This is a genomic window from Variovorax paradoxus (genome assembly GCF_000834655.1).
Lineage (GTDB): Bacteria > Pseudomonadota > Gammaproteobacteria > Burkholderiales > Burkholderiaceae_C > Variovorax > Variovorax paradoxus_F.
Window position 1 is genome coordinate 70,726 of sequence record NZ_JXQQ01000033.1, and the last position, 25,928, is coordinate 96,653.

Genomic DNA, 25,928 nt, shown 5'->3' on the forward strand with positions numbered 1-25,928 from the left:
CGAACCGCGGCTCAAGCCTGCAGCCTGCCGGCCGCGACCGTGTGGGCTTCGATCTCGACCAGCAGATCGCTGCGGCAGATGTCGGCTTCCAGGTACACCGCATGGCGTGCCATCGGGGCGTCGGCGCCCAGCGCGTCTTCGATCACGCGGCGCACCGCCGCGGTGTCCGAAGGGTGGCGCACGTACACCACGCAATCCAGATCCGCGAGCGAGAAGGTCGCGGTGGCGCGCTCGTTGGCGGCGGCGATCACGGCGCCCAGGTTGCGCAGCGTTTCGCGCGTCTGCTCCAGCACGTCGCCGTGGTGCTGCGTCTCGTGCCCGACGATGCTCGCGGTGCCGGAGATGAAGAGCGCAATGTTCCCGTCGCCGATGTCCGAGAGCGCTGCGCGAGAGAACGTCGGCGAGCGCGGTCCGTAGGTTTCGGGGTAGCGATAGGCCGAGACCTGCCGTGGGTTCTCGACCGGCAGCGGTGCCGCCTGGCCCGCGAGGAAGCGGATCGAAAGCATGCCCTGGTGGATGCCCAGCGCGCACGCTGCGGGCGCGCCCTCGAACGCGGCACGGCCGGCTTCCAGGAAGGCCTCCTGCCGGCCGAGGTTGAACTGGCGGTAGCGTTCGAGTCCGCCGCCGTCGGCGTTGATTTGCGGCAGGTAGTTCCAGATGCGCTGCAGGTGGGGTGTGCCGGCCTGCTCGAGCGTCTTGAAGAGATCGCGGTAGGCGCGGTGCGCGAGTTCGGCCAGGCCCTGCTTCTCGGCGGCTTCGTCCAGGTCGATGGCGCCGAGGAGCCACTGCCCGTCGGTGCGCCAGCGCGCGATGCCGGTGGTGCCCGATTCGACGTGCACGCCCGTCACGTGCCACACGTCGGCCATGGCGCCGTGCGACGACAGCACGCGCGCATTGACGGTCGGCATCCAGGCCACGCTGTGCGGCGTGCCGTAGCCAAGGGCTGCGAAAGGCGCCTTGCCGTTCGCGGCCAGCGCGAGGCTGTCGGCCAGCGAAAGGCGCTCGACGCGCAGGTGGGAAGAAAAGGTGTCGTCCTGAACTCGCACTGTCAAGCGGCCTTAGCGGTCTGTTCTGGTTTGCGGGCGGTGTAGGAAGAAAAGACTCCCAGGCTCGGGTAGCGGCGCACCTCGGTGAAGCCCGCATCGCCCAGCGCCTGCATGACCCGCGCGGGGGGAATGCAAGCCTCGATGGTGTCCCAGTAGTAGCGCCACAGTTCGGATGTGTTGCGCTGGCGGCCGACCACGCGGGCGATCAGCGGCACCACGGCGCGCATGTAGCCCTTGAGCAGCGCCGTCGCGATGCGGCCCTCGGGCTTGGTGATTTCCAGCACGATCACGCGGCCGCCCGGACGCAGCACGCGATGGAATTCGCTGAAGGCGGCCGCCACGTCGCTGATGTGGCGCATGGCGTAGCCCATGCTCACGAAGTTGCAGCTGGCGTCGGGGCGTGGCAGGGATTCGGCCACGCCCTGCAGCAGCTCGACGCCGGGCAGCTTGACCTGTTCCATCATGCCGGCGCTGGGGTCGACGCCGGTGAGCTTGCCCGTGGGGCCGATGATCTTGAGCGCCTCGCGCGCCACGAGGCCGGTGCCGATGCCCACGTCGAGCACCTCTGCGCCAGCGGCAAGGCCGGCTTGCTGCAGTGCAGCGCGACGGTACGAGGGGCCGGTGCCGAATGCGAGCACGGCCTCGATGCGGTCGTAGTCCGCCGCGGTGCTGTCGAAGATGCGGCGAAGGAATGCCTGGTGCTCTGCCTCATTGTTGTAGTACAGCGGAAGGGGCGCGTGAGGCGCGAGGGTGTCGGGATTCCCGGTTCCGACGGTAGGCGATGGCGTCATCGAAAGATTATCGCCAAAAGCCCCGGCCGAAATCCTGGGGGCCGGCGGGCGTTGTGTGCGCCGGACAGTAAACTCGCACCTTGCTTTGAAAACACAAGACAGCGAGATAGAAAGCCATGGCCGGACACAGCAAATGGGCAAACATCCAGCACCGCAAGGGCCGCCAGGACGAGAAGCGCGGCAAGCTCTGGACCCGCGCCATCCGTGAAATCACCGTGGCAGCCCGCGCCGGCGGCGGCGACCTGAGCGCCAACCCGCGGCTGCGGCTGGCGGTCGAAAAGGCCAAGGCGGTCAACCTGCCGATCGACACGGTCAAGCGCAACATCGACAAGGCCACCGGCAACCTCGAAGGCGTCAACTACGAGGAAATTCGTTACGAGGGGTATGGCATCGGCGGCGCCGCGATCATCGTGGACACCATGACCGACAACCGCGTGCGCACCGTGGCCGAAGTGCGCCATGCCTTCTCCAAGCACGGCGGCAACATGGGCACCGAAGGCTCGGTGGCCTTCCAGTTCAAGCACTGCGGCCAGATCATCTTCGCGCCCGGCACCGATGAAGACAAGGTGATGGAAGTGGCGCTCGAAGCGGGCGCCGAAGACGTCGTCACCGACGACGACGGCGCCATCGAGGTGATCACCGCCGCCCTCGATTTCGAAGCCGTCAAGAACGCGCTCGAAGCCGCGGGCCTCAAGCCCGAAGTGGCCGAAGTCACCATGCGGGCCGAGAACACGGTGGACGTGGCCGGCGAGGACGCCGCGAAGATGCAGAAGCTGCTCGACGTGCTGGAAGACCTGGACGATGTGCAGGCCGTCTATCACAACGCCTCGCTCGCCGAATGAGCGATCGAGCGAATGAATGAACATTGATCCACAGCGAATGAAGAAGGCCCACGAATGAAGGTACTGGTTATTGGAGGAGGGGGCCGTGAACACGCCTTGGCTTGGCGGTTGGCACAAGCCAGCCGGGTCAGCCGCGTCTACGTGGCGCCGGGCAACGGCGGCACCGTGAGCGACGAGCGCTACGACTGCATCGACATCACCGAGCCCGCCGCGCTGCGCGAGTGGGCCATCCAGGAAAAGATCTCGCTGACCGTGGTCGGCCCCGAGGCGCCGCTCGCAGCGGGCGTGGTCGATGAATTCCGGGCGCACGGGCTGCGCATCTTCGGCCCAACGCAGGCGGCCGCGCAGTTGGAGAGCTCCAAGGCGTTCTCCAAGGCGTTCATGAAGCGCCACAAGATCCCGACCGCCGAATACGAGGCCTTCACCGACGCCGCGGCGGCGCATGCCTACATCGACGCCAAGGGCGCGCCGATCGTCGTCAAGGCCGATGGCCTGGCGGCCGGCAAGGGCGTGGTCGTGGCCATGACCGCGCAAGAAGCGCACGAGGCCGTCGACTTCATGCTGGTGGACAACAAGTTCGGCGTGTCGCACAACGACGGCGGCGCACGCGTGGTCATCGAAGAATTCCTGCAGGGCGAGGAAGCCAGCTTCATCGTGCTGTGCGATGGCAAGAACGTCACCGCGCTCGCCACCAGCCAGGACCACAAGCGCCTGCTCGACGGCGACGAGGGCCCCAATACCGGCGGCATGGGCGCATATTCGCCCGCGCCGGTGGTCACCGCCGAGGTGCATGCGCGTGCGATGCGCGAGATCATCCTGCCGACCATCCGCGGCATGGAAAAAGACGGCATTCCGTACACCGGTTTCCTTTACGCGGGCCTCATGATCGATGCGACCGGCCATCCGAAGACGCTCGAATTCAACTGCCGCATGGGCGACCCCGAGACGCAGCCGATCATGATGCGGCTGAAGTCCGACCTGTTCGAGGTGTTCTGGCACGCCACCGACGGCACGCTCGACCAGGTCGAGCTGCAGTGGGATCGCCGTGTCGCGCTCGGCGTGGTCATGGCGGCGCACGGCTATCCGCTCTCGCCGCGCAAGGGCGACCGCATCACCGGCATCCCCGCCGAGGCGCCCGATGCCGTGGTGTTCCATGCCGGAACGACCATGCAGGACGGCGACCTGAAGACCAGCGGCGGCCGCGTGCTCTGCGTGACCGTTCTGGCCGACAGCGTGAAGCTCGCGCAGCAGCGGGCCTACGAGGTCGCGGCGCGTGTGCGCTTCGACGGCGCGCAATACCGCAAGGACATCGGATTCCGCGCAGTGCATGCGCGCAACGCGCCCCAAGCCTGATGCAGCAGACGAACCCCGCGGCAGTCGGCAGCTACCTGCGCGGACTGCAGCAGTCGATCATCGCGGCGGTCGAAGAGGCCGATGGAGGCACCTGCCTGCACGATGCCTGGCACAAGGCACCGGGTGAGCCGCTGCAGGGCAATGGCCTGACTTGCATCCTCGAAGGCGGGGCGCTCTTCGAGCGCGCGGGCTGCGGCTTCTCGCAGGTCCGCGGACCCAGGCTGCCGCCTTCGGCCACGCAGAACCGGCCTGAACTGGCAGGCGCGCCGTTCGAAGCGATGGGCGTGTCGCTGGTCTTCCATCCGCGCAATCCGTACGTGCCGATCGTCCACATGAACGTGCGCATGCTGGCGGCGCTGCCCGAGGGCGGCGAACCGGTCTGCTGGTTCGGCGGCGGCATGGACCTGACGCCCTGCTACGGCTTCGAGGAAGACGCGGTGCATTTCCACACCACGTGCCGCGACGCGCTCATGCCCTTCGGCGACGACAAGTACTCGCTCTTCAAGACCTGGTGCGACGAGTATTTCTTCCTCAAGCACCGCAACGAACAGCGCGGCATCGGCGGCATCTTCTTCGACGATTTCGCCGAGGGCGGTTTCGAGAACGGCTTCGCGCTGATCCGCTCGGTCGGCGATGCCTTCCTGCCGGCATACCTGCCGCTGGTCGAGCGCCGCCGCCACACGCACTACGACGAGCGCGAGCGGGAATTCCAGCTGTACCGGCGCGGGCGCTACGTCGAGTTCAACCTCGTTTGGGATCGCGGCACCCACTTCGGGCTGCAGTCGGGCGGACGCACCGAGTCGATCCTGCTGTCGATGCCGCCGCTCGCGAGCTGGGCCTATCGCCAGCAACCCGAGGCGGGCAGCCCTGAAGCAGCGCTCTACACCGACTTTCTCCCGCGGCGCGACTGGTTGTGAATTCTTCCGGCAAGGCCCCGCGCATCGGCGTCTTCGGCGGCGCTTTCGATCCGCCGCACAACGCGCACGTCGCGCTGGCCGAAGCCGCTCAGGCGCAACTCGGCCTGGCCGAGCTTCATGTCATTCCGACAGGGCAGGCCTGGCACAAGAGCCGCACCCTCACGCCGAAGGAAGACCGCCTCGCGATGACGCGCCTTGCCTTCGGCGACTTGAAGGGCAAGGTCGTCGTCGACAGCCGCGAAGTGCTGCGCGACGGTCCGACCTACACGCTGGACACCCTGCACGAGTTGCAGAAAGAGCAGCCAGGCGCCCAGCTGGTCTTGATCATGGGCGCGGACCAGGCGGGCGCGTTGCCGACCTGGCACGGCTGGCAGGCTATACTCGGCATTGCTATCGTTTCTGTAGCGTATCGCGCACTATCGACGGGCGGCATTGCCCGTTTTGATCCGAACATGCTGCCCAACCTCCCGGCTGGCGCGCGTTTCGAGGCGCTAGAACTGCCTGCCATGGACACCAGCGCCACCGAGATTCGGCGGCGCGCTGCACTGGGCGTGGACATTTCCTCGCTGGTTCCGCCCACGGTTGCACGCTATATTGACCAACACCACCTCTACCGCTCTGCCTGATGACCACTGATGCCGCCGCCAAGAAAGACACCCAGAAACTCCAGCGAGCCATCATCGATGGTCTCGAAGACGTCAAGGCGCAGGACATCCAGGTATTCGACACGGAGCACTTGTCGCCGCTGTTCGAGCGCGTGATCGTCGCCTCGGGCACCTCCAATCGCCAGACCAAGGCGCTCGCCGCCAGCGTGCGCGATGCGGTGCGCGAGGCCGGTTTCGGCAAGCCGCGCATCGAGGGCGAGGACAACGGCGAGTGGATCATCGTGGACTGCGGCGCGGCCGTGGCGCACATCATGCAGCCGGCCATCCGCCAGTACTACCACCTCGAAGAGATCTGGGGCGACAAGCCGGTGCGCGCCAAGCTCGGCGCCGCCAAGCCTGCCGCCAGCACCGCGTCGAGCACGGAGGAAGCGGGCGAGAAGAAGAAAAAGCCCGCGGCCAAGGAGCCTTCGCTGCGCCGCGCAAGCGCCGCCAAGACCGCGGTCAAGGCTGCCGAACAGGAAGCCAGGGAAGAGAAGGCTCGCCGCTCACCCGCCAGAAAAACGGCCGCAAAGAAGGCACCCGCCAAGAAGCCCTCGACCACCACCGCGCGCACGCCGGTCAAGGTCATCGGCAAGCCTGCGGCAAAGAAGCCAGCGGCAAAGAAGGCGCCTGCCAAGAAGGCGCCAGCCCGCCGCGCATGAAGCTCCTGGTGGTCGCCGTCGGGCAGCGCATGCCCGATTGGGCGCAGACTGCCTGGGACGACTACGCCAAGCGCTTTCCGCCCGAGCTCAAGCTCGAACTGCGCGCCGTCAAGACAGAACCCCGCGGCTCCAAGTCATTGGAGACGCTCTATGCCGCCGAACGCGAGCGCATCGAGGGCGCCATTGCCCGCGGCATGCGTATCGTGGCGCTCGACGAGCGCGGCACCGCACTCACCACCAAGGCGCTTGCGGCGCGGCTGCAGGCCTGGCAGGGCGAGGGCGACGACGTGGCCCTCGTCATCGGCGGCCCCGACGGCCTCGACCCCGCCTTCAAGGCCGCGGCGCACGAACGCATCCGCCTCTCGGACCTGACCCTGCCGCATGCGATGGCGCGGGTGCTGCTGGTCGAGCAGCTATACCGGGCCTGGTCGGTCAACGCGGGCCATCCGTACCACCGGGAATGACCGGGCCTGTCGCCTTGCTCGACGAGGCGGGCTACGCACTTCTGCCCGCACTGCTGCAGGCCGGGCACCTGGACGAGGTTGCAGCGTCGCTGGAGTCATGGCTGCAGGGCGCTGCCGGCAGCCGGAACCTCCTGAAACAACCGCGCTGCCGCGACACGGCCGCGCTCCTCAAGACACGGCTCGTCGAAGCCGGCCTGCTAAACGCCGCATCGGCGGCCGTGCAGTGCACCCTGTTCGACAAGACCGCCGACCGGAACTGGTTGGTCGCGCTGCACCAGGACACATCGATTCCTGCCTCGTCTAACCCGCCCGATGCGGCGCTGCCGGTGTCCGTCAAGGAAGGCGAGCCCTATGTGCAACCGCCGGTCGACGTGCTGGAGTCGTTGCTCGCGGTGCGCGTGCATCTGGACGCCTGCGGCGTCGATGCGGGCCCTCTGCGTGTCGTGCCGGGCAGCCATCGCGCGGGCCGGCTTGGTGACGCAGAGGCGCGCGCCTTGCGCGACATGCATGGCGAAACGACCTGTACCGCCGCACGCGGTGATGCGCTCGCCATGCGCCCCTTGTTGCTGCACGCTTCTTCTCGCGCCAGGGCGCCCGTCCGCCGGCGCGTCCTTCACTTCCTGTTCGGACCTGCGCGCCTGCCGCATGGATTGGTCTGGAACCTCACGGAGCCCTGAACTTGCCCGACTTCATCTACCTCGCGTCGCAGAGCCCGCGCCGCGCCCAACTGCTCGGGCAACTCGGCGTTCGCCATGAGTTGCTGCTGGCCACGCCCGACGAAGACGCCGAGTCGCTCGAAATCGTGCTGCCCAACGAGTCGCCGACGGCCTATGTGCAGCGCGTCACCGCCCTCAAGCTCGATGCTGCGGTCGCCCGGCGCAAGCGCCTCGGCCTGTCCGATGCACCCGTGCTCTGCGCCGACACCACGGTCGCCCTCGGCCGCACCATTCTCGGCAAGCCCGAAGACGGGCGCGATGCCGAGCGGATGCTCGCGCTCCTGTCCGGCAGCACCCACCGCGTGCTGACCGCCGTCGCGCTGCAGCATGGCCGCCGCCGCCATGCGGCGCTCAGCGTGTCGCGCGTGCGTTTCGCAGCGATCACGAAGAAGCAGATCGCCGGCTATGCTGCCGGCGGCGAGCCGCTCGGCAAGGCCGGCGCCTATGCGATCCAGGGGGCCGCGGCAGCCTTCATCGAGCACATCAGCGGGTCCTATTCGGGCATCATGGGACTCCCGATGTTCGAGACCGCGCAGCTGCTTCGCAGCGCCGGTTTCAATACCTAAGAATTCCATGCAAGACATCCTGATCAACTGGTCGCCCCAAGAGACCCGAGTGGCGCTGGTCGAGCACGGCGCGGTGCAAGAACTGCACGTCGAACGCACGCTGGAGCGTGGGCTGGTCGGCAACATCTACCTGGGCAAGGTCTCGCGCGTGCTGCCGGGCATGCAGTCGGCCTTCATCGACATCGGCCTGGAGCGCACGGCCTTCCTGCACGTGGCCGACATCGTCGCGCCGTTCACGCCGGGCTCGCGTGCGAGTGCGCCGGCGCCCGAGCGCGATCACCGCAACGGCGGCCCGATGGTGCCGATCGAGAAGCAGGTGTTCGAAGGACAGTCGCTGCTGGTGCAGGTGATCAAGGACCCGATCGGCACCAAGGGCGCGCGGCTGTCCACGCAGATCAGCATCGCCGGACGGCTGCTGGTGTTCCTGCCGCAGGACAACCACATCGGCGTCTCGCAGAAGATTCCTTCGGAGCAGCGCGAGTCGCTGCGCACGCGCATGCTGACCCTCATCGAGGCGGCCGCGGCGGCCGACAGCGGCGGCGTGGTGCCGGCGAACACCGGCGGCTTCATCCTGCGCACCAACGGGGAGGACTCGTCCGACGCCGAGCTGGCTGAGGACATCGCCTACCTGCGCAAGACCTGGTCGCGCATCCGCGACGCGTCGAGCAAGCTGCCTGCGATGTCGCTGCTGCACCAGGACCTGAGCCTCTTGCAGCGTGTGCTGCGCGACATGACCAGCGAAGACACGCAGACCATCCGCATCGATTCCCGCGAGCAGTTCGAGGTGCTGCTCAAGTTCGGCCTCGAATTCATGCCGCAGGCCGCGGGCAAGCTGCAGCACTACAAGGGCGAGCGGCCGATCTTCGACCTGTATTCGGTGGACGAAGAAATCGCCAAGGCGCTGGGCCGGCGCGTCGAACTCAAGTCGGGCGGCTACCTCGTGGTCGACCAGACCGAGGCGCTGACCACGGTGGACGTGAACACCGGCGGCTTCGTCGGCGCGCGCAATTTCGACGACACGATCTTCAAGACCAATCTCGAAGCGGCGCAGGCGATTGCGCGGCAGCTGCGGCTGCGCAACCTGGGCGGGATCATCATCGTCGACTTCATCGACATGGGGCGCGACGACCACCGCGAACAGGTGCTGGCGGAGTTTCGCAAGCAATTGGCGCGCGACCGCGTCAAGACGACGGCGGGCGGCTTCTCGCAGCTCGGACTGGTCGAGATGACGCGCAAGCGCACGCGCGAATCGCTGGCCCACATGCTGTGCGAACCGTGCGCTGCCTGCGGCGGGCAGGGCATCGTGAAGACGGCGCGCAGCGTGGCCTACGACGTGATGCGCGAGATCCTGCGCGAAGCCCGGCAGTTCACGCCGCGCGAGTTCCGGATCGTCTCGTCCCCGCAGGTGATCGAGCTTTTTCTCGACGAGGAAAGCCAGCACCTGGCGGGGCTGAGCGACTTCATCGGCAAGCCGATTTCGCTGCAGTCCGAGCCCGCCATCGGGCAGGGGCAGTACGACATCGTGCTGCTCTGAGCGAGCGGCTCAGAGCGTCGGGTCTTGCCCCGGCGTGGCGCTGCGCACCGCCAGCGTCTGCAGGCGCGCATAGAGGCCGTCCAGCGCCATCAGCTGTTGATGGCTGCCTTGCTCGGCGATGCGGCCTTGCTCCATGACGATGATGCGGTCCGCGTGCTGGATGGTCGAGAGCCGGTGCGCCACGATCAGCGTGGTGCGGTTCTGCATCAGGCGCTGCAGGGCGTCTTGCACCAGCCGTTCCGATTCGGTGTCGAGCGCCGACGTGGCCTCGTCGAGCAGCAGAACGGGCGCGTTCTTGTAGAGCGCACGCGCAATCGCGAGCCGCTGGCGCTGGCCGCCCGAGAGCTGCGTGGCGTTGTGGCCCAGCACCGTGTCCATGCCCTGCGGCAGGTTCTCGACGTGGGCGCTCAGGTTGGCGGCGACCAGGCATTCGTTGACGCGCTCGCGGTCGATCTCCGAGCCCAGCGCCACGTTGGCCGCCAGCGTGTCGTTGAGCATGACCACGTCTTGGCTCACCATCGCGAACTGCGCGCGCAGGCTCTTCAATTTCCATTCGCTGGTGTCGTGCCCGTCGAGCAGCACCTGCCCGCCGCTGGGCTGCACGAAGCGCGGCAGCAGGTTTACCAGCGTGGTCTTGCCCGAGCCCGAAGGCCCGACGAAGGCCACCACCTGGCCGGGCTGGATGGTCAGGCTCACGCCGTCGAGTGCGCGTTGCTCGTCGTCGCCGCGATAGCTGACCTGCACGTTGCGCAGTTCGATGTGGCCGTCGGCGTGTGCCATCTCGAAGCTGCCCTGCGATTCGGGCGCGACCTCGTCGACCAGGATCAAGCCGCGTTCGAGTGCGGCGAGCCCGCGCGTGATGGGCCCGGCCACTTCGGCCAGTCGCCGGATCGGCGCGATCAGCATCAGCATCGCCGTGATGTAGGCGACGAATCCGCCCACCGTGAAGCCCTGCTTGCCGCTTTGCCAGAGGGCGATCATCACCACGATCGAGAGCGCAAGCGAGGCCATCATCTGCGTGAGCGGCGTGGTCGCGGCCTGGGCGATGGTGGACTTCACTGCCAGGCGATTCAGGCGCTGGCTCAGTTGCTCGAAGCGGCGCTCCTGGGCCTGCTCGGCGCCGTGCAGCCGCACGACGCGATGGGCGAGCACGTTTTCCTCGACCACGTAGGCCAGCTCGTCGGTCGCCTGCTGGCCCTGCTGCGTGAGCTTGTAGAGGCGCTTGGAGAACACCTTCATGATCCAGGAGATGCTGGGCACCAGGAAGGCGACGATCAGCGTGAGCTTCCAGTTCAGGTAGACGAGGTAGCCCAAGAGCGCGATCAGCGTGAAGCCGTCGCGCGAAAGCCCGAGCAGCGCCTGCACCAGCAGCATCGCGCCGGTCTGGACTTCGTAGACCACGGTGTTCGAGAGCGCGCTCGCCGACTGGCGCGTGAACAGGGCGAGTTCGGCACCGAGCAGCCGCTCGAACAGCACGCGGCGCAGCTTCTGCATGCCTTCGTTGGCGATGCGCGAGAGGGCATATTGAGAGATGAATTGCGCGATGCCGCGCACGGCGAACAGCATCAGCACGGCGGCGGGCACGAACCACAGCGGCATCTCGCCGCGGGTGAAGCCGCGGTCGAGCAAGGGTTTGAGAAGGGCGGCCATCAGCGGCTCGGTGATCGCCGCCAGCATGGCCCCGCATAGCCCCACGGCCCACCATTTGCGCGAACTGCCGAACCAGGTCATCAGGCGCGCCAGACGGCGCATCAGGGGAGGGCGCGCGTTCTCGCTGCCAGGGGATGCTTGCATGGCGGCGGATTCTACGGGTCGCCCCGGGGACGGCTTTCGGCAGGCATCGTGTAGGACCGCGCCGATGGATAAACGTTTTGTGACGGCGGCGCCGGGCCAGTGTGTAACATGTGGCCCGTTGCGTCGGACCGAAACTTTTTCGGCCGAAAACCTCTCCGAACCGCATGAACAAGCCGTTGCCAGCTCCTATCCCAACTCCTTCTTCATCACTTTTTGCACGCCGCACGCTCATTGCGGCCCTTGCTGCCACCCCCATGCTTCCAGCACTCGCCCAGTTCCGGGTCGAAGTGTCGGGTGTCGGGCTGACGCAATTGCCGATCGCGCTCGTTGCTTTTCGGGGCCAGGACGCCGCGCCTCAAAAGATCTCGGACATCGTCCAGGCCGACCTCGAGAGAAGCGGCCAGTTTCGCGGCGTCGATGCCTCGGGCCAGGCTCTGGACGACACGTCTCGTCCCGACTGGTCGCTGTGGCGCCAGCGCACCGCCGACTCGCTGGTCGGTGGCAGCATCACCCGCCTGGCCGACGGCCGCTTCGATGTGAAGTTCCGACTGTGGGACGTGGTCAAGGGCCAGGAGCTGGGCTTCCAGAATTACACGGTGCCGCAGGGTGACCTTCGCCTGGTGGCGCACCGCATCGCGGACTTCATCTACGAAAAGCTGACCGGTGAAAAGGGCATCTTCTCGACCCGCATCGCCTATGTCACCAAGGGCGGCAGCCGCTATGCGCTGTGGGTCGCCGATGCCGACGGCGAGAACGCGCAGGCCGCGCTCGCCAGCTCCGAGCCCATCATCTCGCCTCGCTGGTCGGCCGATGGGCAGCAACTGGCCTATGTGTCGTTCGAGTCGCGCAAGCCCGTCGTCTACGTGCACAGCGTGTCCAGCGGACAGCGCCGCCAGGTGGCCAATTTCAAGGGCTCCAACAGCGCGCCGGCCTGGGCCCCCGATGGCGGTTCGCTCGCCGTCACGCTCAGCCGCGACGGCGGCTCGCAACTCTTCACGATCCCGGCGAGCGGAGGCGAACCGCGCCGGCTGACGCAGAGCGCGAGCATCGACACCGAGCCCGTGTATTCGGCCGATGGCGGCACCATCTACTTCGTGAGCGACCGCGGCGGCGCGCCCCAGATCTACAAGATGAGCTCCGGCGGCGGTAGCCCGTCGCGAGTGACCTTCAGCGGCACCTACAACATCTCGCCCGCCATCAGCGGCGACGGCCGGTGGCTGGCGTACATCTCCCGTGTGGGCGGTGCTTTCAAGCTCCAGGTGATGGAGCTGTCGAGCGGCAATGTCGCGTCGATCACCGACACCACCGCCGACGAGAGCCCGAGCTTTGCGCCGAACAGCAAGCTGATCGTCTATGCAACGCACCTGCAAGGCCGCGAAGCGCTCATGACGACCACGCTCGACGGAAAGATCAAGGCGCGGCTAGCCGGACAGGCTGGCGACATCCGAGAGCCGGACTGGGGACCGTTCCGCAAGCAATGACCCGGACCAGATGCATCCTCAGAGGTTCGAAACGTTGAAACGCACGATTTATTCGCTGGTCATCGTGGCCTTGATCGCCGGTTGCGCGGCGAACACGAAGCCCGATGAACCGGCGGTGCCCGATCGCAGCGGCAGTGCGCGCCCGCAAGACAGCGCCGGCCCCTCGAAGCCGGCCGCCATCGGCGGGGGCTTGCCGGTCGCGTTCGTCCCCTTCAAGGGGCAGGACGCCTCGTCGCAGAAAATCTCCGACATCGTCCAGGCCGACCTGGAACGCAGCGGCCAATTCCGCGGCGTCGATGCGTCGGGCCAGGCGCTGGACGAGGCCTCGCGTCCCGACCTGTCGCTCTGGCGCCAGCGCACAGCCGGCTCGCTGGTCGTTGGCAGCGTCACTCGGCTGGCCGACGGCCGCTTCGATGTGAAGTTCCGGCTCTGGGACGTGGTGAAGGGCCAGGACCTGGGCGGACAGAGCTACACCGTGCCGCAGGGCGACCTGCGCCTCGCGTCGCACCGCATCGCCGATTTCGTCTACGAAAAGCTGACCGGCGAGAAGGGCATCTTCTCGACCCGCATCGCCTACGTCACCAAGGGCGCCAACCGCAACACGCTCTGGGTGGCCGATGCCGACGGCGAGAACGCGCAGGCCGCGCTCGCCAGTCCGGAGCCGATCATCTCGCCCACCTGGTCGTCCAGCGGCCAGCAACTGGCCTACGTGTCCTTCGAGTCGCGCAAGCCCGTCGTCTACGTGCACAACGTGACCAGCGGCCAGCGCCGGCTGCTGGCGAACTTCAGGGGCTCCAACAGCGCACCCGCCTGGGCGCCGGACGGCAATACGCTGGCCGTCACGCTCAGCCGCGACGGCGGCTCGCAGCTCTATACGGTGCCGGCGAACGGTGGCGAACCGCGTCGGCTGACGCAGAGCGCGAGCATCGACACCGAGCCCGCGTACTCGGCCGATGGCCGCACCATCTATTTCGTGAGCGACCGCGGCGGCTCGCCCCAGATCTACAAGATGAATGCGAGCGGCGGCAACCCGACCCGGGTTACGACGAGCGGCACCTACAACATTTCTCCGTCCGTCAGCGGCGATGGCCGGTGGTTGGCCTACATCGCGCGCGTGGACACTGCCTTCAAACTCCAGGTGATGGAGTTGGCGACCGGCAAAGTTGCGTCCATCACCGACACCACTGCCGACGAGAGCCCAAGTTTTGCCCCAAATAGCAAGCTGATCGTCTACGCAACGCGTCTTCAAGACCGCGAAGCGCTCATGACGACCACGCTCGACGGAAAAATAAAGGCACGACTGGCGGGACAGGCGGGAGACATCAGGGAACCGGACTGGGGTCCGTTTCAAAAGCAATGATTAGGTTTATTTGAGGAGTTTGAAATGTTGAAACGCACAATTTATTCGCTGGCCATCGTGGCCCTCATCGCCGGTTGCTCGTCGGGCACCAAGCTCAACGACACGCCGGTGACCGACGGCCGCGGCTCGGCAGGCCAGCAGGGCGGCAGCGCAAGCGCCGTGACGCCGGTCAACGCCGACCCGAACGCAGGCACGGCGCAAGGCCCGGTGGGCGTTGCGCGCATCGTGTACTTCGACTACGACAGCTACACGGTCAAGCCCGAGTTCCAGTCGATCATCGACGGCCACGCGCGCTTCCTGAAGAGCGCTCCCCAGCGCCGCATCTCGATCGAAGGTCATACCGACGAGCGCGGTGGCCGTGAGTACAACCTGGCCCTCGGCCAGAAGCGCTCCGAAGCCGTCCGTCGTGCACTGACCCTCCTGGGCGTGAGCGACAGCCAGATCGAAGCCGTGAGCTTCGGCAAGGAAAAGCCGGCGGTCCAGGGCTCCGGCGAAGAGGCGTGGGCGCAGAACCGTCGCGCTGAAATCCGCTACACCACCCGGTGATGCCACGCGTCCTGTTGCGGGGCGCGGCGCTGGCTGCCGCCCTGCTGTGCGTCTCGATGGGATCGCAGGCCGCGTTGTTCGAGGATGACGAGGCCCGCAAGGCCATTCTCGATCTGCGCCAGCGCGTCGAGGCGATGCGCCAGCAAACCGATCAGCGCCTGACCGACGAGAACGGCCAGTTGCGCCGCAGCCTGCTCGACCTGCAGAACCAGATCGAGCAGATGCGGGGCGACCTGGCGCGCATGACCGGCCAGAACGAACAGCTCACGCGCACGCTGAGCGAAATGCAGTCGCGCCAGAGCACCCTCGACGACAAGCTCAAGCAGAGCGAGCCGTCCAAGGTGACTGTCGACGGCCGCGAGTTCAACGCCGATCCCAAGGAAAAGGCCGACTTCGAAGCTGCCCTCGGCATCTTCCGTGCCGGCCAGTTCGCGCAGTCGCAAACCGCCTTCGCCGAATTCGTCAAGCGCTACCCGCAAAGCGGCTACAACGCCTCGGCGCTGTTCTGGCTTGGCAATGCGCAGTACGCCACGCGCAATTACAACGAGGCCATCGCGAACTTCCGCTCGATGCTCTCGCTCGCACCCGACCACGCCAAGGCGCCCGAGGCCGTGCTGTCGATCGCGAACTGCCAGATCGAGCTGAAGGACACGCGTTCGGCACGCCGCACGCTGGAAGACCTGGCCAAGGCCTATCCGCAGTCCGAAGCCGCACAGGCGGGCCGAGAGCGTCTCTCGCGCCTGCGCTGATGGCGGCGGAGTACGCCGCTTGAACGCTACCTTCCCAGCAGCGTCAACCACCCCAGTCGCCGCGGATGTCGTCACCGACACCGCGGCGCCTGACTTTGCGCGCCGCTTCGGCGGCCTGGAGCGCCTCTATGGCGTGGCCGGTGCCGCGCGCATCCGCAACGCGCACGTGCTGGTCGCCGGCATCGGCGGCGTGGGCTCGTGGGCGGTCGAGGCCCTGGCGCGCAGCGGGGTGGGGCGGCTGACGCTGGTCGACCTGGACCACGTGTCGGAATCGAACATCAACCGCCAGATCCACGCGCTCGATGCGACGGTGGGGCAGGCCAAGGTCGAAGCCATGCGCGACCGCATCGCGCAGATCAACCCCGACTGCAAGGTGCTCGCGCTCGACGAGTTCGTGGAGCCCGGCAACTGGGGTGCATTGCTCGACGCCGCGCAAGCCGCGAACGGCCCGGCCACCGTCGTCATCGACGCCTGCGACCAGGTGAAGGCCAAGCTGACCATGGCCGCGTGGGCACGCGCGTCGCGCGCTGCATTCATTACCGTAGGCGCGGCCGGCGGCAAGCGGCAGGCGCACAAGGTCGACATCGACGATCTTTCGCTCGTCACGCACGACCCGCTGCTCGCCCAGCTTCGCCAGCGCCTGCGCAAGGACCACGGTGCGCCGCGCGAGGGCCGCAAGATCGGGGTGACCTGCGTCTTCAGCCGCGAAAGCGTTGCGCCACCCGATGCATCCTGCGCAATCGAAGGCGACGGATCGCTCAACTGCCATGGCTACGGTTCGGTGGTCAGCGTCACGGCCACTTTCGGACAATGTGCAGCAGGTTGGGTTCTCGACAAAATCGCGAGCAACGCCACGCTATAATCTTTGGCTTTGCCGGATTCAACGTCGGCAAGAAGCGAAAAATGGTTCCGGGACGTTAGCTCAGTTGGTAGAGCAGCGGACTTTTAATCCGTTGGTCACTGGTTCGAATCCAGTACGTCCTACCAGCAGCCCAGCTGCATGGTCATTGAAGAGCCTGCTATCTGATCGGTAGCAGGCTTTTTTTTGTGCTTTGCGCGGCGCGGGCGCAGGCCCGTTCCGCTTCGAGGTCGGGACTTCGACAGACGCAGTCGATGTGGATGGCCGAGTGCGATGACTTCGTGTGCGCTGAGATGCCTGGCGCTTACTTGCGCCGGTTCAGCAAGTAGCGGATCAAACCCAGCACGCACAGGCCCGCCAGCCATCCCCAGACAGTCGGATTGATCGACTCAAGATTCAATTGGTGCTCCGTCGTGCGCGTCAAAAGTGTTGAATTTCCCGGGGAAAGCCGACCCGGTTCATACGCCTTGCGAACTTCGAATCAAGGACGCCTGAACGAGTGGGGAGCGGCTCCGAGCAAGCCGCACCCAAGGCATGAGCTTGGCACAGTGCGCTTTGGAATACCGTCAAAGGCCTACAGCATGTAATCCTTCGAGCACGAGCTTTCTCGGACCATTCAGCCCGACCGGCGATGTACGGGAGTCACGCGGGTGCGGGCAGCAATCGAATCAGCCGCCGGAGGCGCGGTTCCGGTTCGCGTCGGGAGTCTTGCGTGCCTGCGGTTCCAGAGACTTGTGGGTAGCGGGCCCGCTGGTCAAGCCAAGCACGCCAGCGCCGGCATTGTCTCCATACGGATTGCCTGCGCGGGCGATAGACAGCGCTGCGTTGCGAACTTCTGCCCGTGCCAATCTTTCGTTCGGCACATCGATCTTGCTGACAAAGGAAGCTTCGCCCGCGATCGGGTTGCGCGCGGCTTCACGCGCCTCGGCTGCCAGGTCGGCGCGGGGACGTTCGGACCGGATGGTGGCCACGCCATCGTAGTTTTCGGCCTGTGCGCTCGTCGCGATTCCGACTGCGGTGAAGGCGAGGGCGCTGAAGAATTGCTTGGTGTTCATGTGAGTGTTTCCTAGGTTGAAATTGAAGTGAAGGGGGAACGGCAGGAGGCTGCTGGACGCTGCCATGCCGTGTGAGCCGGGTGGGACCGTGTTCCGAATGCCCAGACTCTTCGCAGGCTGCGATTCGTGGGTGGGATGAGGACGCTAGATGCCGTGGCTGGCACGGATCTCCTCGACCGCGCGCTCACCGATCACGACGCACGGCGCCATCGTGTTGCCGCTGGTCACGTGCGGCATGATCGATGCGTCGGCAATGCGCAGACCTTGAAGTCCGTACACCCGGAGCTGACCGTCGACCACGGACATCGGGTCTCGCCCCATCTTGGCGGTGCAGGACTGGTGCCAGTAGGTGACTGCAGCGTTGCGTGCGTAATTTTCGAGAGAGATCCTGTCCATCTTCCCGGGCAGTCTTTCGCCCTTGACCAGGCCCTTGAAGGGAGCTTGTGCACCGAGTTCCTGGACGAAGCGGATGTTCTCCAACGCGCCGCGCAGATCCGCAGGGTGAGAGAGTGTGTTGGCCTGGATGATCGGTGCGTCGGTGACCTTCGCGCCCGAAAGCGTGATCTGACCGCGGCTCTGCGGATGCGCAAGGCCCGCGAACATCGTCCAGCCATGCGCAGGCACGCCGAGCGTCGCGTTTTCTGCGCTGGGCACCGGAAACTCGACCTGGCAGTGAAACATATCGGGAAGGCGCAAGGCGCTCTGGCTGCTCCAATAAAGCGTTGCCTCGGAACCTCCGTAGCCCACGGGCTGCGGCGATTCGTACTCGAAGATCACGGCAAACGACACGTGGTCCTGATGGTTGGCTCCAACGCCCGGCAGATGCTGGATTACCTTGATGCCATGGCGACCCAGTTCTTCTTCGGGGCCCACGCCTGACTGCATGAGAACCTTCGGTGTGTTCACGGCACCCAGCGAAAGAACGACCTCGCTGCGCGCACCGAAGCGAACCGACTGGCCATTCCTGACGGCTTCCACACCGATGACGCGCTTGCCTTGAAAGACCAGCCGGCTGACGAGCGTGTTCGTCAGAACGGTGAGATTGGGTTGGCCACGGCGCGGGTGCACGTAGGCACGGTAGATGGAGTTGCGTCGACCTTCCTTGACGATCAGGTCATTCAGAGCGGCTCCGCCGCGACCTTCCATCATTTCGCCGTTCGGGTTGTCGAAGGTCGGCACGCCAAGCAAGCCGGCGGCCGAGATCATTGCATTCGCAATCGGTTGAGCATCGCGAGCTGGGGCGATATGGACCGGGCCACCCACACCGCGACGCGTTGCATCGGGCGTGCCGACATAGTCTTCCACGCGTCGATAAATGCCGAGCACCGATTCGTAGTTCCAGGCCGGGTTGCCGCTCTCTTCTGCGAAGTCTTCCCAATCGTTCTTGTGCCCTCGCGCCCACAGCATGACGTTGACACTCGAACCGCCGCCCAATGCCCGGCCCATGTTCAGCGGGATCTGCCTGTTGTTGACGTGAGGATTCGGGGCGCCGGCAAAGTTCCAGTCGCGCTCGCTGCCCAGGTTCAAGGGCCAGTTTCCTGGCTCCAGGATGTGCGGATGCTCGTCATCGGTGCCCGCCTCGATGAGCAAGACCCGCACTTCCGGGTTTTCGGCCAACCGGCCTGCAACCACGGAGCCGGCTGTGCCGGCGCCACAGACGATGAAGTCGAAGTCGGTGGCGCAAGCGTCACCGGAGGAGGCTGCTGAAGAGGTGTCTGGTATTTCCTGGTTCACGTTGGTTGTTTTAAAAGAAGAGGTGGATCGAATGGCCGCCGCATCGTTACTCGCAGAAGCCGACGCAAGTATCTTCGTATTTGCCGAATCTATCAAATTTGTATGAATTCACGGACGCTTTTGGTCGGGCATTCGCAGCGGCTTTCGCCTGGCTTTAAGCTAGCCCCCTCGGCGTACGCCGCTTTGCGGGGCCGCCCCGAGATCTCAGCCCGATGAAAGACAGTGTCCTGACCACCACACAAGCCGCTGGGTTGCTTGGCATTTCGGTTCGTACCGCTCAGCTCCTGATCGAAGGGGGCGGGCTGCCGTCATGGAAGACGCCCGGTGGGCATCGGCGCGTTCATCGTTCGGATGTCGACGCACTGATGGAGCAAGCCCAGGCCGATGTGCGGCATGCCTCGGCAGCAGTCCTCGTGGTGACCACGCAGGAGCGACTCCCGATGTTTCGGCAACTGTTCGCGGAGATCGGACATATCGCCCCGCAATTTCTTACGGACGTATGGTCTGCGGCCGTTGCCGCAGGCGGTCGCGCGCCCGCAGTGGTTGCGGTCGATCTGGACGGATGGAAAGCCCCCGGATTGGCGCTGCTGCAAAACCTGGCGACAGACAGCCGTCTGAAGAACACCGAGTTCGTGGGCGTCGCCCAAGCACACATCGAGTCGGGAGACTTGCCCCCCCGAGTGCAGCAAGCGTCGCCCGATACGGTGGCGCAGACGATAAGGCAGTTGACCAGCGATCCACCGCGCCTCGTCGACCAAGTCGTGCAAGGCGATTTCCCATTGGCGCCCAACGAAGGAAGTCGGCTTCAGGCGGTGCGGCGTTCCGGGCTGGTCAATTCGCCAGCGGAGGATCGGTTCGACCGGATTACCTGGCTTGCAGCCGGCGCATTGAAGGCGCCCATCGCACTGATGACGTTGCTGACTCCGGAGCTGCAGTGGTTCAAGTCTCGCCAAGGCCTGGCGATGGCCGAAACGCCCCGCAGTTGGGCGTTCTGCAATCACACCGTTTTGCAGAACGGGATCTTTGAAGTCCGAGACTTGAAAGAGCATCCCAGCTTCGCGCTGAACCCCGCGGTCGCAAATGCTCCCCACTTCCGCTTCTATGCGGGCGCGCCGGTCTACGACCCTGACGGCTTCGCACTCGGGTCGATCTGCGTCATCGACTTTCGCCCGCGAAAGTTGGACGCCAGCCAAAAGCGCACCCTGCTGGAACTCGCTGCAATTGCTTCCGACGAAGTGAAGCTTCGCGAGTTGATGGCCAAGCCCTAGAGAGGCGATCGGGCCTGCAGCCGGCAGGACCATGCGAGCGGCATGCGGACGACGATGCAAAGCATCCAGCCCACTGGCCTGAAGCGCGCCACGCGTCGTCACGGACATGCAGCGCGCCCCAGTCGACGTTGAAGGTCAGTGCCGCGTCTGACGGGATCACTGGGCTTTGCGCCCGGCTTCCCTGGCCGCACGATCGATCACATCGGCGACAGCCTTCGGCTGTGTCATGAAGACTGCGTGGCTTGCCTTGACCTCTTGAACGGTGGCACCGATGCGCTTGGCCATCTTGTGCAGCATCCGCACATCGAACGCCCGGTCTTCGGTCGCAATCACGGCCCAGCTTGGCTTGGTTCGCCATGCTGCGTGATTGAGCTTGGTCGCGAACACCGACATGTCGATCGGCACCTGCGAGTCGCGCAGGAACGCCGCGTCCGCATCGCTGGCATCTCCGGCGAAGCCGATCTTGAACTTCTCGCGATTGACGAATCCGAATCCGTCGGACTGCGTGTCGATCACGAAATCAGGGGCCGTGAATCCGGCGTACTGCTCGCTGGTGGTCTCGCCGGCGTCGGGCGACAGGGCAGAGACATAGACAAGACCGACAACCTTCGGATTGGTGCCCGCCTCGGTAATGACCGTGCCACCCCAGGAGTGACCGACGAGGATGGTGGGACCGTCCTGGCGGGCGAGTGCCCTCTGGGTCGCCGCAACATCGTCCGCCAGGGACGTCAAGGGGTTCTGGACGATGGTGACCTTGTAGCCTCGTCCAATGAGCTCGTCATAGACACCGCGCCAGCCCGATCCATCGGCAAAGGCGCCATGGACCAGCACGACGTTTTTGGCCTGAGCCGGCTGTGCATGGGCTCCGCCACCGGGGCCCACGATGCTGGCGGTTGCTACAGCGGCGACGAAAAACTTGCGAATAAGTGAGTTCACTGTGTTGCCTTTGAAGTTGATGGAAAGAGTCGAAATCGTAGAAAAATTCGCAATGAAAGGGGTTGCGAAAATGGCCTGAGATTCGCAATATCGATTGCGTAAAACGCGCATCGGCAAAACCTCAGGCTGAATTCTTCTGGATGTACGCAATAAAAGATCGAGACGAACGCGTGCCTCGAGGTCGCAGCGGGCCTATGCCCCTCAAGCACTTAGGCGTATGGGGCTAGTCCGCGCCTGCCTTGTGAAGCAGCCTGTGGGTAATGGGCTTGGCCCGTCAAACCGTCGGGACCGTGCCCCCATCGATCACGTGCTCCGAGCCTGAAATCGAGCCTGCCCGTGGCGATGCCAGAAAGACAATCAGGTCGGCGACCTCCTGCGGCTTGGCTGGCCGTCCGAGAGGAATCCCGCCAAGCGATTGCATGATGATCTGCTTGCCGCCCTCGTAGTCGGTGCCCGCCTGGTCGGCGAGGCGCTCGGCCAGCGCCACCGACGCCTCGGTCTCGATCCATCCGGGGGAGACGCGCAGCACCCGCACTCCCTTGGGTGTCACCTCTTTCGACAACGCCTTGCTGTAGGTAGACAAGGCAGCCTTGGCGGCCGCATAGGCAGTCGTCGACTCCGGCAGTGGCAACACGCGCTGGATCGAGCTGACATGGACGATGACGCCCGAACCCTGCGCGAGCATGGCCGGCAGCAATGCTCGATCGAGCCGGACGGCCGGCATGAGGTTGTGATTGAGTTCGGCGAACCACTGTGCATCGTCAAGCGCTGCAAAACCGCCGCCCGGCGCACTGGAGCCGCCGACCACGTTGACCAGGATGTCCACGCCACCCCAGTGTTGGAGCACCGACTGCGCCACCTTGTCCGCGCCCTCGGCCGTCGAAAGATCGGCGGCAACATGAATCACGTCTCCGGTCGACCGCGCGGGCGCGGCGCGTGCCGTGGTCATCACGCGCACACCGGCGTCCTGCAGAGCTTGAACGACTGCGGCGCCAACACCCTTGGTCCCGCCCGTGACGAGCGCGCGCAAGCCGGCGATTTGAAGGTCGAAGCTCATGCTGTGATCTCCAGCGATGCGATCAGTCCCCGTTGGAGGCGAAAGCGATATTGAAGAACCACGGGGCTGCCGGGAAAGTCGCCTGTCACCCGCGCTCGAACAAGCTGAGCGCCTTGCTCCTGCTCCAGGACAAGCGGTTCGGTCGTGAAGGTGTATTTGGCCGATGCGGCCGCCTTCCACGCCTTGATTTCTTCCGGGCCGGTGTAGGCATGGCCTTCATCCTTGACGACGGCTTGCGCGGTGAAGCAGCGCGCAAGCGCTTCGGGAGTTTGTTGCTCAGCCGCGTAGTAGGCGGCAATCGGTTCGGGAAGGTTCAGCTGGTGCATGGAGACGACTCCTTGGTGATGAAGTCCTCAGAATGCGCCTGCGGGATCAATTAGAGAATCTCCTAGAATCTTCATGAGTTATGAAGTAGGAAATACATAATGCGCGGGTCCGATTTCGCCGAGTTGAAGGCCTTTTCCGCCGTGGTCGAGCGAGCAAGCTTTGCGCGAGCCGCCGAGCATCTGGGGCTTTCGCCTTCCGCTCTGAGCCAGACAATCCGGCAACTCGAGGCGAGATTGGGAACGAGACTCCTGAACCGCACCACGCGCAGCGTGGCGCCTACCGCCACGGGGACACAGCTTCATGAGCGCATCGCTCCACTGTTCCGCGAAATGGCCGAGGCGGTGGACGAAGCAAGTGCGACCGGCGGTCATACGCGCGGCGCGCTGCGCATCAACACCTTGGGAATGGCCGCGCGCCAGGTCATCGCGCCCCGGCTGGGGCGGTTTCATCGTGCGCACCCCGAGGTGGTGCTCGACATCGTCGTGGACGATGCACTCAGCGACATCGTCGGTGGCCGCTTCGATGCCGGTATCCGCGTGGGAGGCCGACTGGAGAAGGACATGATCGCGGTGCGCTTGACGCCAGACGTGAAGATGATTGCGGTGGCGTCTCAAGACTACCTGGCACATCGCGGCACGCCACGCACGCCGGTGGACCTGCACGACCACGCCTGCATCAACTGGCGACTCCAGGCCGACGGACGCGCTTACCGCTGGGAGTTCCAGAAAAAGGGAGAGCGGATCGAGGTGCCGGTCGAAGGACCGCTGGTCACCAACAATTCCGACATCGGGGTGGCTGCGGCGCTGCAGGGATTGGGCATTGCGTATGCGTTCGAGCGCACAAGCGTGGATGAGCATCTTGCCCAAGGCCAGCTGGTGCAGGTGCTCGCCGATTGGTCGATCACGCGCCCGGGATTGTTTCTCTATCACCCCAGCAGACGCCACATGCCCCCGGCGTTGCGAGCTTTCATCGACTGCATGCTGGACAAGCCTCGACCGTAGGTCGAGGAGCGTGCAAGCGGCCGCCGATTCGCTGCATCGACCGCTCAGCTCAGCGTCCGCCTGTCCGTCCCCCGCTGCTCGCGCACGCTCTATCGTGCGCGCGGCCAAACAGGAACACGTGCGACGTCGTGCGTTGGTGTTGAACTTATCCTGCGCTTTCGGAAGCCCAGCAGAACCTGGCCGTGAAGTTGCGCAAGAGCTTGGGCTCATAGGTGAAGTCCATCCCCCGGATGGCGTGCGCGCGTCTGGCCACCGCCGCGAGGGCATCCGCAACGTAGTCCATGTGGTCGTTGGTGTAGACCCTTCGCGGTATCGTCAGCCGCATCGACTCCAGTGGCGCTTTCTCTTGCTTGCCGGTCAGCGGATCGCGCCCTAGCAGCAGCGACCCGATCTCGACGGCTCGCACGCCGGACTCGATGTAGAGCTCGCAGGCCAGTGCATGCGCGGGAAACTGCGCGGGGGGAATGTGCGGCAGCAACGCTGCGGCATCCACGAACACCGCATGCCCCCCGGTGGGATATTGAATCGGGATGTTCTCGGCACGAAGGCGTTCGCCCAGGTAGGCGACCTGCCCGATGCGGTAGTTCAGGTAATCCGGGTCCATCGCTTCTTCGAGCCCCACGGCCAACGCCTCCATGTCCCGGCCCGCCAGGCCGCCGTAGGTGATGAAGCCTTCGCTGACGACGCAGCGCTCCTGCACGGCACGGAAGAGATCCTGGTCGTCACGGAAAGCGCAGAACCCGCCGATGTTGACCAGCCCGTCTTTCTTGGACGACATGACGGCAATGTCGGCGCAGGCCATCATCTCTCGCACGATCTGCGCAATGCTGTGCTGGGCGTACGCCGCCTCGCGTTCGCGAATGAACCATGCGTTCTCAGCGAAACGGGTCGCGTCTATCACCACCGGAATGCCCGCCTGCCGCGCCATCTGCGATGCGGCCCGCAGGTTGGCCAGCGCCACCGGCTGGCCGCCGGTGGTGTTGCACGTCACCGTGGCCACGATGGCCGCGACATTGGCAGCGCCTTCCGTCTCGATGAGCCGGGCCAGTTCGAGCAGATCGAAGTTGCCCTTCCAGTCGTGGTACTCCCTGGTGTCGAGCGCCTCCTTGTTGAGTGCGTTCAGGGCGCGCGCGCCGGCCAGTTCGATGTGCACCTTGGTGGTGTCGAAATGGAAGTTCGACAGGAACACCGGCTGTTCGGAGCCGCGGCGCTTGACCAGCTCGGGGTACAGCATCTGCTCGGCGCCGCGCCCCTGGTGAGCGGGCACCAGGTACGGGTAGCCGAACACCTTGTCGACGGTATCGACCAGCCGGTAGTAACTGCGGCTGCCCGCATAGGCCTCGTCCGCGGCCATCATCGCGCTCCATTGGCGATCGCTCATGGCGCCGCTGCCGCTGTCGGTCAGCAGGTCGATGTAGACGTCGTCGCTGCGCAGCAGGAAGGGGTTGAGCCCTGCGTGGCGCAGCGCCTTCTCGCGGTGCTCTCGCGTCGTCATCGCGATGCGTTCGATGGTCTTGATGCGAAATGGCTCGGGTATGCGTTTCATGATCGTTGGTTCCACACAGGATGAGGATTGCACGGAAGCACATTGCGCTGATTGACTACGCAACGCGCTTTTGTTGTGAACAACGATCAATTGTTCTTTCAAGCGAGAGAGATGAGATTTCTTATCAGCCTCCTCTCGTTTGAAAAAAGAGGAAAGGTTGTATGGATTGATGCTTATGTGAGAAGCTATTGCATATGATCAAACTCGATCGAATCGATGTTCGCATCCTTGCCCTTCTTCAAGAGAACGGCCGCATGTCCAACCTGGAGCTGGCCGAGGCGATAGGACTGTCTCCGGCGCAGTGCAGCCGGCGCCACCATCGCCTGGAGGAGGGCGGGGTGATCGCCCGGTACGAAGCGCGCCTGCGGCCCGCCGCGCTGGGCCTGCAGGTGACGGCTTTCGTGCACATCGGCATGGAGCGGGGCCACATGCGCGATCTCAAGCTGTTCCGGCAAACGCTTGCCGGCATGCCCGAGGTGCTCGAATGCCATTCGGTCACCGGCGACGTCGACTACGTTCTGAAGGTCATCGCCCGGGACCTGGAGGGACTCAACGTCTTTCTCACCGAGCGGCTCGTGGCACTGCCTGGCGTCAACTTCGTCAAGTCCAGCGTGTGCCTGGAAGAGATCAAGCCGCGCTCGGGGTTGCCCTTGTCCGAGCAGTGATCTGAAACAGCGTGC

Annotated in this window: 26 protein-coding genes and 1 tRNA gene; 18 read left to right on the top strand and 9 right to left on the bottom strand. The window is 65.3% G+C overall.

Annotated features, from left to right (window positions below; translation table 11 throughout):
* Positions 1 to 11 precede the first annotated feature (11 nt).
* The gene (locus RT97_RS15720) at positions 12 to 1,046 is read right to left on the bottom strand and encodes a Rid family hydrolase (RefSeq protein ID WP_042579721.1); all 1,035 of its coding nucleotides are present in this window, start codon (positions 1,044 to 1,046) and stop codon (positions 12 to 14) included.
* 2 nt (positions 1,047 to 1,048) lie between these two features.
* A complete protein-coding gene (locus RT97_RS15725) occupies positions 1,049 to 1,837 on the bottom strand; it encodes a class I SAM-dependent methyltransferase (protein WP_042579722.1) in 789 nt (262 codons plus the stop codon).
* 116 nt (positions 1,838 to 1,953) lie between these two features.
* Here RT97_RS15725 and RT97_RS15730 point away from each other — a divergent pair, with 116 nt between their 5' ends.
* The 9 genes from RT97_RS15730 to rng are packed head-to-tail and all read left to right on the top strand — an operon-like array spanning position 1,954 to position 9,535.
* Positions 1,954 to 2,679, top strand: coding sequence for a YebC/PmpR family DNA-binding transcriptional regulator (locus tag RT97_RS15730; protein WP_042579723.1), 726 nt, complete (start codon positions 1,954 to 1,956; stop codon positions 2,677 to 2,679).
* A 54-nt stretch (positions 2,680 to 2,733) separates the two neighbouring features.
* Complete coding sequence (purD, locus tag RT97_RS15735) at positions 2,734 to 4,032, top strand: phosphoribosylamine--glycine ligase (RefSeq protein WP_042579724.1); 1,299 nt, start codon at positions 2,734 to 2,736, stop codon at positions 4,030 to 4,032.
* Positions 4,032 to 4,949, top strand: coding sequence for an oxygen-dependent coproporphyrinogen oxidase (gene hemF / locus RT97_RS15740; RefSeq protein ID WP_042579725.1), 918 nt, complete (start codon positions 4,032 to 4,034; stop codon positions 4,947 to 4,949). Before purD ends, hemF begins: the two co-directional genes overlap by 1 nt.
* Positions 4,946 to 5,575: a nicotinate (nicotinamide) nucleotide adenylyltransferase gene (nadD, locus tag RT97_RS15745; RefSeq protein ID WP_042579726.1), complete on the top strand. Its 630-nt coding sequence runs from the start codon at positions 4,946 to 4,948 to the stop codon at positions 5,573 to 5,575. The genes hemF and nadD overlap by 4 nt, the downstream gene beginning before the upstream one ends.
* Positions 5,575 to 6,255: a ribosome silencing factor gene (gene rsfS / locus RT97_RS15750; RefSeq protein WP_042579727.1), complete on the top strand. Its 681-nt coding sequence runs from the start codon at positions 5,575 to 5,577 to the stop codon at positions 6,253 to 6,255. The genes nadD and rsfS overlap by 1 nt, the downstream gene beginning before the upstream one ends.
* A complete protein-coding gene (rlmH, locus tag RT97_RS15755; protein ID WP_042579728.1) occupies positions 6,252 to 6,719 on the top strand; it encodes a 23S rRNA (pseudouridine(1915)-N(3))-methyltransferase RlmH in 468 nt (155 codons plus the stop codon). Before rsfS ends, rlmH begins: the two co-directional genes overlap by 4 nt.
* Positions 6,716 to 7,396 carry a phytanoyl-CoA dioxygenase family protein gene (locus RT97_RS15760; RefSeq protein ID WP_042579729.1) on the top strand — a complete coding sequence of 227 codons (681 nt, stop codon included), beginning with the start codon at positions 6,716 to 6,718 and terminating at the stop codon, positions 7,394 to 7,396. The genes rlmH and RT97_RS15760 overlap by 4 nt, the downstream gene beginning before the upstream one ends.
* Before the next feature lie 2 nt (positions 7,397 to 7,398).
* On the top strand, positions 7,399 to 8,001 hold the full coding sequence (locus RT97_RS15765; protein ID WP_042579730.1) for a Maf family protein: 603 nt from the start codon (positions 7,399 to 7,401) through the stop codon (positions 7,999 to 8,001).
* A gap of 7 nt (positions 8,002 to 8,008) precedes the next feature.
* Positions 8,009 to 9,535 carry a ribonuclease G gene (rng, locus tag RT97_RS15770; RefSeq protein ID WP_042579731.1) on the top strand — a complete coding sequence of 509 codons (1,527 nt, stop codon included), beginning with the start codon at positions 8,009 to 8,011 and terminating at the stop codon, positions 9,533 to 9,535.
* 9 nt (positions 9,536 to 9,544) lie between these two features.
* On the opposite strand, the gene msbA is transcribed toward rng, so the two are convergent.
* Positions 9,545 to 11,329, bottom strand: coding sequence for a lipid A export permease/ATP-binding protein MsbA (gene msbA, locus RT97_RS15775; protein WP_042579732.1), 1,785 nt, complete (start codon positions 11,327 to 11,329; stop codon positions 9,545 to 9,547).
* 254 nt (positions 11,330 to 11,583) lie between these two features.
* On the opposite strand from msbA, the gene tolB (RT97_RS15780) reads away from it, so the two are divergent.
* The 6 genes from tolB (RT97_RS15780) to RT97_RS15805 all read left to right on the top strand — a co-directional run bounded on the left by tolB (RT97_RS15780) (position 11,584) and on the right by RT97_RS15805 (position 16,452).
* Complete coding sequence (tolB, locus tag RT97_RS15780) at positions 11,584 to 12,810, top strand: Tol-Pal system beta propeller repeat protein TolB (RefSeq protein ID WP_042579733.1); 1,227 nt, start codon at positions 11,584 to 11,586, stop codon at positions 12,808 to 12,810.
* A 178-nt stretch (positions 12,811 to 12,988) separates the two neighbouring features.
* Positions 12,989 to 14,170: a Tol-Pal system beta propeller repeat protein TolB gene (tolB, locus tag RT97_RS15785; protein ID WP_155403826.1), complete on the top strand. Its 1,182-nt coding sequence runs from the start codon at positions 12,989 to 12,991 to the stop codon at positions 14,168 to 14,170.
* 24 nt (positions 14,171 to 14,194) lie between these two features.
* Positions 14,195 to 14,716 (top strand): peptidoglycan-associated lipoprotein Pal, encoded by a 522-nt coding sequence (gene pal / locus RT97_RS15790; RefSeq protein WP_042579734.1) that lies wholly within the window; start codon positions 14,195 to 14,197, stop codon positions 14,714 to 14,716.
* The gene (gene ybgF, locus RT97_RS15795; RefSeq protein ID WP_042579735.1) at positions 14,716 to 15,465 is read left to right on the top strand and encodes a tol-pal system protein YbgF; all 750 of its coding nucleotides are present in this window, start codon (positions 14,716 to 14,718) and stop codon (positions 15,463 to 15,465) included. Before pal ends, ybgF begins: the two co-directional genes overlap by 1 nt.
* A 19-nt stretch (positions 15,466 to 15,484) precedes the next feature.
* Positions 15,485 to 16,327 carry a tRNA threonylcarbamoyladenosine dehydratase gene (locus RT97_RS15800; RefSeq protein WP_042579736.1) on the top strand — a complete coding sequence of 281 codons (843 nt, stop codon included), beginning with the start codon at positions 15,485 to 15,487 and terminating at the stop codon, positions 16,325 to 16,327.
* Positions 16,328 to 16,376: 49 nt separating this feature from the next.
* A tRNA-Lys gene (locus RT97_RS15805) sits at positions 16,377 to 16,452 on the top strand.
* A gap of 540 nt (positions 16,453 to 16,992) precedes the next feature.
* Here the strand turns inward: RT97_RS15805 and RT97_RS15810 are convergent.
* Both RT97_RS15810 and RT97_RS15815 read right to left on the bottom strand, forming a co-directional pair.
* Positions 16,993 to 17,379: a hypothetical protein gene (locus RT97_RS15810; protein ID WP_042579737.1), complete on the bottom strand. Its 387-nt coding sequence runs from the start codon at positions 17,377 to 17,379 to the stop codon at positions 16,993 to 16,995.
* A gap of 144 nt (positions 17,380 to 17,523) precedes the next feature.
* Entirely contained in the window at positions 17,524 to 19,113 is a 1,590-nt protein-coding gene (locus tag RT97_RS15815; RefSeq protein WP_080898316.1) for a GMC family oxidoreductase, read from the bottom strand.
* A 212-nt stretch (positions 19,114 to 19,325) separates the two neighbouring features.
* On the opposite strand from RT97_RS15815, the gene RT97_RS15820 reads away from it, so the two are divergent.
* The gene (locus tag RT97_RS15820; protein ID WP_042579738.1) at positions 19,326 to 20,381 is read left to right on the top strand and encodes a helix-turn-helix domain-containing protein; all 1,056 of its coding nucleotides are present in this window, start codon (positions 19,326 to 19,328) and stop codon (positions 20,379 to 20,381) included.
* Positions 20,382 to 20,537: 156 nt separating this feature from the next.
* Here RT97_RS15820 and RT97_RS15825 read toward each other — a convergent pair whose 3' ends face one another.
* The 3 genes from RT97_RS15825 to RT97_RS15835 form a co-directional block, all read right to left on the bottom strand.
* A complete protein-coding gene (locus RT97_RS15825) occupies positions 20,538 to 21,428 on the bottom strand; it encodes an alpha/beta fold hydrolase (RefSeq protein WP_080898317.1) in 891 nt (296 codons plus the stop codon).
* 163 nt (positions 21,429 to 21,591) lie between these two features.
* Positions 21,592 to 22,374 (bottom strand): SDR family oxidoreductase, encoded by a 783-nt coding sequence (locus RT97_RS15830; protein ID WP_042579739.1) that lies wholly within the window; start codon positions 22,372 to 22,374, stop codon positions 21,592 to 21,594.
* Entirely contained in the window at positions 22,371 to 22,700 is a 330-nt protein-coding gene (locus RT97_RS15835; RefSeq protein WP_042579740.1) for a nuclear transport factor 2 family protein, read from the bottom strand. Before RT97_RS15835 ends, RT97_RS15830 begins: the two co-directional genes overlap by 4 nt.
* Positions 22,701 to 22,799: 99 nt before the next feature.
* Here RT97_RS15835 and RT97_RS15840 point away from each other — a divergent pair, with 99 nt between their 5' ends.
* Entirely contained in the window at positions 22,800 to 23,702 is a 903-nt protein-coding gene (locus tag RT97_RS15840; RefSeq protein WP_042579741.1) for a LysR family transcriptional regulator, read from the top strand.
* 145 nt (positions 23,703 to 23,847) lie between these two features.
* Here RT97_RS15840 and RT97_RS15845 read toward each other — a convergent pair whose 3' ends face one another.
* Entirely contained in the window at positions 23,848 to 25,248 is a 1,401-nt protein-coding gene (locus RT97_RS15845) for a tryptophanase (RefSeq protein WP_042579742.1), read from the bottom strand.
* Positions 25,249 to 25,442: 194 nt separating this feature from the next.
* Between RT97_RS15845 and RT97_RS15850 the strand changes: the two genes are divergently transcribed.
* Complete coding sequence (locus tag RT97_RS15850) at positions 25,443 to 25,913, top strand: Lrp/AsnC family transcriptional regulator (protein WP_042579743.1); 471 nt, start codon at positions 25,443 to 25,445, stop codon at positions 25,911 to 25,913.
* Positions 25,914 to 25,928 lie beyond the last annotated feature (15 nt).

Coding starts and splice junctions, on each gene's coding strand:
- RT97_RS15840 (WP_042579741.1), top strand. CDS start 22,800: ATGCGCGGGTCCGATTTCGCCGAGTTGAAGGCCTTTTCCGCCGTGGTC.
- pal (WP_042579734.1), top strand. CDS start 14,195: ATGTTGAAACGCACAATTTATTCGCTGGCCATCGTGGCCCTCATCGCC.
- RT97_RS15820 (WP_042579738.1), top strand. CDS start 19,326: ATGAAAGACAGTGTCCTGACCACCACACAAGCCGCTGGGTTGCTTGGC.
- hemF (WP_042579725.1), top strand. CDS start 4,032: ATGCAGCAGACGAACCCCGCGGCAGTCGGCAGCTACCTGCGCGGACTG.
- ybgF (WP_042579735.1), top strand. CDS start 14,716: ATGCCACGCGTCCTGTTGCGGGGCGCGGCGCTGGCTGCCGCCCTGCTG.
- RT97_RS15835 (WP_042579740.1), bottom strand. CDS start 22,700: ATGCACCAGCTGAACCTTCCCGAACCGATTGCCGCCTACTACGCGGCT.
- rng (WP_042579731.1), top strand. CDS start 8,009: ATGCAAGACATCCTGATCAACTGGTCGCCCCAAGAGACCCGAGTGGCG.
- rsfS (WP_042579727.1), top strand. CDS start 5,575: ATGACCACTGATGCCGCCGCCAAGAAAGACACCCAGAAACTCCAGCGA.
- RT97_RS15830 (WP_042579739.1), bottom strand. CDS start 22,374: ATGAGCTTCGACCTTCAAATCGCCGGCTTGCGCGCGCTCGTCACGGGC.
- RT97_RS15845 (WP_042579742.1), bottom strand. CDS start 25,248: ATGAAACGCATACCCGAGCCATTTCGCATCAAGACCATCGAACGCATC.
- purD (WP_042579724.1), top strand. CDS start 2,734: ATGAAGGTACTGGTTATTGGAGGAGGGGGCCGTGAACACGCCTTGGCT.
- RT97_RS15730 (WP_042579723.1), top strand. CDS start 1,954: ATGGCCGGACACAGCAAATGGGCAAACATCCAGCACCGCAAGGGCCGC.
- tolB (WP_042579733.1), top strand. CDS start 11,584: ATGCTTCCAGCACTCGCCCAGTTCCGGGTCGAAGTGTCGGGTGTCGGG.
- rlmH (WP_042579728.1), top strand. CDS start 6,252: ATGAAGCTCCTGGTGGTCGCCGTCGGGCAGCGCATGCCCGATTGGGCG.
- RT97_RS15725 (WP_042579722.1), bottom strand. CDS start 1,837: ATGACGCCATCGCCTACCGTCGGAACCGGGAATCCCGACACCCTCGCG.
- RT97_RS15810 (WP_042579737.1), bottom strand. CDS start 17,379: ATGAACACCAAGCAATTCTTCAGCGCCCTCGCCTTCACCGCAGTCGGA.
- RT97_RS15760 (WP_042579729.1), top strand. CDS start 6,716: ATGACCGGGCCTGTCGCCTTGCTCGACGAGGCGGGCTACGCACTTCTG.
- RT97_RS15850 (WP_042579743.1), top strand. CDS start 25,443: ATGATCAAACTCGATCGAATCGATGTTCGCATCCTTGCCCTTCTTCAA.
- msbA (WP_042579732.1), bottom strand. CDS start 11,329: ATGCAAGCATCCCCTGGCAGCGAGAACGCGCGCCCTCCCCTGATGCGC.
- RT97_RS15825 (WP_080898317.1), bottom strand. CDS start 21,428: ATGCGCGTTTTACGCAATCGATATTGCGAATCTCAGGCCATTTTCGCA.